Source organism: Thalassobacillus sp. C254 (genome assembly GCF_001310615.1).
The window spans coordinates 1-1,117 of record NZ_BAXQ01000069.1 but is presented as its reverse complement, the minus strand read 5'-3'; the positions used below and the strand labels follow the sequence as shown (position 1 = coordinate 1,117).

Genomic DNA, 1,117 nt, shown 5'->3' with positions numbered 1-1,117 from the left:
GGTTATCCCCTTCGGGAGAAGCTTCGAATTGAAGCCCCAGTAAACGGCGGCCGTAACTATAACGGTCCTAAGGTAGCGAAATTCCTTGTCGGGTAAGTTCCGACCCGCACGAAAGGTGCAACGACTTGGGCACTGTCTCAACGAGAGACCCGGTGAAATTATATTACCTGTGAAGATGCAGGTTACCCGCGACAGGACGGAAAGACCCCATGGAGCTTTACTGTAGCTTGATATTGGATTTTGGTACAGCTTGTACAGGATAGGTAGGAGCCTTGGAAACCGGACCGCCAGGTTCGGTGGAGGCGCTGGTGGGATACTACCCTGGCTGTACTGAAATTCTAACCTCGGACCGTGATCCGGTTCAGGGACAGTGTCAGGTGGGCAGTTTGACTGGGGCGGTCGCCTCCTAAACAGTAACGGAGGCGCCCAAAGGTTCCCTCAGAATGGTTGGAAATCATTCGAAGAGTGCAAAGGCAAAAGGGAGCTTGACTGCGAGACCTACAAGTCGAGCAGGGACGAAAGTCGGGCTTAGTGATCCGGCGGTACCGTATGGAAGGGCCGTCGCTCAACGGATAAAAGCTACCCTGGGGATAACAGGCTAATCTCTCCCAAGAGTTCACATCGACGGGGAGGTTTGGCACCTCGATGTCGGCTCGTCGCATCCTGGGGCTGAAGTAGGTCCCAAGGGTTGGGCTGTTCGCCCATTAAAGCGGCACGCGAGCTGGGTTCAGAACGTCGTGAGACAGTTCGGTCCCTATCCGTCGCGGGCGCAGGAAATTTGAGAGGAGCTGTCCTTAGTACGAGAGGACCGGGATGGACACACCGCTGGTGTACCAGTTGTTCCGCCAGGAGCATAGCTGGGTAGCTACGTGTGGACGGGATAAGTGCTGAAAGCATCTAAGCATGAAGCCCCCCTCAAGATGAGATTTCCCATAGCGCCAAGCTAGTAAGACCCCTTGAAGATGACAAGGTTGATAGGTCTGAGGTGGACGCGTGGCGACACGTGAAGCTGACAGATACTAATCGGTCGAGGCTTATCCTAACACAAATAGGTGGGCGCCTCGGTGATACACTCTATTTCTTCTCTGTTATTCAGTTTTGAGAGAACGATGTTCTC

1 rRNA gene is annotated in these 1,117 nt (G+C 53.8%); it reads left to right on the top strand.

From position 1 onward, the window contains the following. Positions 1-1,042 (top strand): 23S ribosomal RNA (locus tag JCM19033_RS21665); the annotation flags it as partial. Between the last annotated feature and the right edge of the window lie 75 nt (positions 1,043-1,117).